The sequence below is a fragment of the Ferroplasma sp. Type II genome (genome assembly GCF_000496155.1).
In genome coordinates this window covers 1-3434 of sequence record NZ_KI542727.1, presented here as the reverse complement: position 1 = coordinate 3434, position 3434 = coordinate 1, and the positions used below count along the sequence as shown (strand labels likewise).

At 41.6% G+C, this 3434-nt stretch carries 4 protein-coding genes; 1 reads left to right on the top strand and 3 read right to left on the bottom strand.

Annotated elements, in window-relative coordinates; genetic code table 11:
- Both AMDU4_RS07585 and AMDU4_RS07580 read right to left on the bottom strand, forming a co-directional pair.
- Window positions 1-703, bottom strand: a 703-nt coding sequence (locus AMDU4_RS07585; protein ID WP_290704578.1) for an amidohydrolase family protein, incomplete at its 3' end; no start/stop codon positions are given.
- Between the two features lie 52 nt (window positions 704-755).
- A complete protein-coding gene (locus AMDU4_RS07580; RefSeq protein WP_021787398.1) occupies window positions 756-1088 on the bottom strand; it encodes a DUF6788 family protein in 333 nt (110 codons plus the stop codon).
- 66 nt (window positions 1089-1154) lie between these two features.
- Between AMDU4_RS07580 and AMDU4_RS07575 the strand changes: the two genes are divergently transcribed.
- Window positions 1155-2825 carry an IS1634 family transposase gene (locus AMDU4_RS07575; RefSeq protein ID WP_021787397.1) on the top strand — a complete coding sequence of 557 codons (1671 nt, stop codon included), beginning with the start codon at window positions 1155-1157 and terminating at the stop codon, window positions 2823-2825.
- 207 nt (window positions 2826-3032) lie between these two features.
- Here the strand turns inward: AMDU4_RS07575 and AMDU4_RS07570 are convergent.
- Window positions 3033-3434, bottom strand: a 402-nt coding sequence (locus tag AMDU4_RS07570; RefSeq protein ID WP_021787395.1) for an MBL fold metallo-hydrolase RNA specificity domain-containing protein, incomplete at its 5' end; no start/stop codon positions are given.

Below are 3434 nucleotides of genomic sequence, written 5' to 3'. Positions count from 1 at the left end.
CGGCCTTTTTCAAAAATATGTTGGATCGGGGTGTGATCACAATCGGTATATTTTTGGATTTAATTTTTTGAAGGTCGCTTTCATGAGCCTCAATTCCATGTACCAGAAAGTCAGGGTTCAAATTTAACACCCTGTCAATATCCTCCCTGACATTCTCACTGAAATGAAGGGCCATGATTTTATTGTTCTTTTTAGCAAGCATGCTGGCTTTAATCGCTTCCTCATATTCCATATCGGAGACCGAGCTCAAACCTATGCCATTGGCATTATCCAGTATTGCCTGTATACTCTCATTTTTGAAAGGCCTTCCAAGTACTACAGGCTTTATATATTCCCTATCCGTATGATTTATGAATTCAGCACCTTTGATCCCATTCTCTCTAAAGTCGAAGTATGACAGGATACCAGATTTTTCCATGAAGCTGGTTGAATTTTTTATTCCTCCCATTATAATGCCATCGGAAGAATTTTCCAGCTGCCTGTGTTTGAAACCTCCTGGCCCAACAATTTCTGGCAGCTCACCCCTGGGCTCGTCTTTGATAAAAGAATCACCGATATGTGTATGTGCGTTGACAGGCATCGGAATAAGGGTACCGTACATTCCATTATTTGCCACGCTGTCTGTAAAATTTGTTTCTTCGCCTACTGACAGTGTGCCTTTTCTCATCCTGCCATTATAATATATATTGCCTGTAAATATCATTTTGTATCACCGAATTCCCTTAAACCTTACTTTCCGCACTTTTGTGATGGCACTATTTTCGAATTAATTCAGCCGCACGAATCGATATAGATTCTATTTCTGATAGTACGTTCTCCAGGCGTTTCATGTTCTGTATCCACTCTTCAACAATCTTTGCCTGTTCTTCACATAACCTTATGTTCACAGTCTTTCCCTTTACCTTCCTTGACCAGTCATAGTAGGGTCCATGTAGTTTTGGAGGACTGGCATGGCATTTGCACTTCACATTACCGCATTTCATGTAGTGCTTCCATACGGTTCCGTGAAGAGCAAAATCGATATTTTTTAGTTCATGAGATTGCTCTTTGACCTGTTTCCTTAGATCTTCCAGTTTATCCACTGACATGGATCCGCCTCCTTCATTGATCGGGATTAACTATAGGTATATATACCTATAGTATATACACATGCAATGGTTCAACAGTCAGGTTCGGATAAGCATGAACTCCAGACAAGGTGGATCTACGCCATCCCCATAATAAACAGGTACATACACAGAATTGGATTATCCGACATACTTTCTTCACGCATGGGTGGAGGAGGCATGGTTCCACACACATCATGTCTCCTGATTCTGTTAAGGAACATACTGACGGAAAGGGAACCGGTATACGGTATTGGGAAATGGGCATCGTCAATAGAGCCGTCACTTCTTGGTGTTTCCCGGGATCAGGCAGCGCATATTAACGATGACAGAATTGGCAGATCGCTTGATGTGCTCTTTGATGCTGACAGGGGATCTATGCTTGTTGAAATCGTGAAAAGCGTTGTCGAGAAATTCGGAATAAGCATGAATGAATTCCACAACGACAGCACAACAATAACATTTTCCGGCGATTACGAGGATGCTGATGGATCAGATAAGAGGGGAAAGGAGACTGCTGAAATAACATACGGGCACAACAAGGATCACAGACCGGATCTGAAGCAGCTCCTCTGGACCTTGACGGTCAGTTCAGATCATTCTGTTCCCGTGCACTACATGGCACTGGACGGAAACACACAGGACGTGGAAACGCACATAGATACATGGAATTTTCTGAGGGATTTATCCGGCAGATCAGATTTCATATACGTAGCCGACAGCAAGCTCTGTTCAAAGGAAAACATGAAATATATCAATGAAAATCATGGGAAGTTTATCACACTGCTTCCCGCAACAAGATCTGAGACCTCGTGGTTCCATGAATACATCCAGGATCACCGGATTGAATGGAAGGATGCGTTTATTCGGAAACGATCTAAAGGCGACATAGAGTTCAGGGTGTTCGAATCTCCTATACCGTCATCTGAGGGATTCAGGATAGTATGGTCATGGAGTTCACAGAAAGAGGAACTGGATTCCAAAACTAGGGATCGGAAAATACGATCTGCCGTATCAATGCTTGATGGTCTGGAATCATCACTCCGAAAAAGGAGGATGCGAAAGGAGAGAATAATAGAAAAAGCTGAATCTGCCGTTTCAGGAGTTCCATATATAAGGTATGAAATAAAGGAGGAACGTGTTGAGACGTTTAGGAAATCCGGCAGGGGAAGACCTTCGAACAAGAGCACATACAGGAAGATAGAGATACCGGTATATCACGTTTCATGGTCAATAGAGAAGGGGACGATTGAGAGAGATTCTGCTTCAGACGGCATATTCCCCCTTATCACAAACTGCATGGACATAGATGCATCCGATGTGCTTGCCCGGTATAAGTACCAACCTATGCTTGAGAAGAGGTATGAACAGCTTAAGACCGTATACGGCGTAATGCCTGTCCTGTTCAAGAATGAAACAAGAATAGAGGGTTTCCTTTTCCTATATTTCATTGCCATGCTCATACAGGCACTGATCGAGAGGGATGTCAGGATAGCAATGGAGAACAGTGGAATAAAGAGCATTCCACTATATTCTGAGGAAAGGGATTGTACTTCCCCGACATGTTACCGCGTCTTTTCCGCATTTGATAAAATGCAGGTTCATCACCTCATAAGTAATGGACAGGAGACCGAGAGATTTTACACGGAGATTTCGGATATACAGGGACTGATATTGTCGTTGATTGGCATATCCGAGGAGGAATTCAGGCCAGAGTGAAATTCAAAAAATACCCCTTTTGAAAAGTGCGGAAAGTAAGTTTTAAGGCTATTGTTCATGTTAATATAAATGGAAAACAAATATTTAGATTTATACATTAAAAAAGAGATATTTAACAGTAAGTATAAAAATTATATAAATTAAATACAATTTATATACAAAATTATATAAATTTCTCCGGATAAGTGATAAGAATTTTTATGATAATCAATATAGCCTGGTGGTTTCAAGATTTTTCATGGCTATTGCCTCAACCCCGAATTTTGTATGGATCAGCCTTGCAAAATCATAACACTTGTTTCCATCCCCATGATTGATCAGTATTCTCTGGGGTTTGGGCTGCATTCCCCCAACAAAATTCAGGAGTTCCCGTTTAGTGGAATGCCCTGAGAAACCTTCAGCATTTTCAACTGACATTTTGATCTCAAATTTTGTTGATTTTCCTGCATCGGAAAGTGTAATGCTGGATGCACCGGACTGTATTCTCCTTCCCAGTGTGCCATCTGCCTGGTATCCCACAAATGCAAGTGTATTTTTTGGCTCCGCTGACAGTGTCTTAAAATATTCCAGGACCGGTCCTCCATTCATCATTCCTGCGGTTGCAAGTAT

Coding starts and splice junctions, on each gene's coding strand:
- AMDU4_RS07575 (WP_021787397.1), top strand. CDS start 1,155: ATGGTTCAACAGTCAGGTTCGGATAAGCATGAACTCCAGACAAGGTGG.
- AMDU4_RS07580 (WP_021787398.1), bottom strand. CDS start 1,088: ATGTCAGTGGATAAACTGGAAGATCTAAGGAAACAGGTCAAAGAGCAA.